This window comes from Rhizobium sp. SVR5-2C, from assembly GCF_056755115.1.
The window spans coordinates 1-237 of the sequence record NZ_JBNDHT010000577.1; the positions used below are offsets into that span (position 1 = coordinate 1).

1 protein-coding gene is annotated in these 237 nt (G+C 64.1%); it reads right to left on the bottom strand.

The genetic code is table 11. The features are described from left to right. Position 1: 1 nt before the first annotated feature. Positions 2-151 (bottom strand): hypothetical protein, encoded by a 150-nt coding sequence (locus tag ACPYOI_RS36965; RefSeq protein ID WP_481424297.1) that lies wholly within the window; start codon positions 149-151, stop codon positions 2-4. Positions 152-237: the final 86 nt, after the last annotated feature.

Here is a 237-nt window from a genome sequence, read left to right on the forward strand (position 1 = left end):
ACTAGTCGTCGGCAGCGTCAGATGTGTATAAGAGACAGTCGCTGTTGCGGGTGTTGGAATCGAGAACGGCATTGCGGGTGACCGCCGCCATGCGCAGACGATGATCAAGGCGGCGGGTGAGCACTTCGGCGAGGATGGTCAGCCCTGCCACTGTCTCTTATACACATCTCCGAGCCCACGAGACGCGTAGTAGTCTGGGGGGGGGGTGGGGGTTTGGGGGGGGGGGGGGGGGGGGGG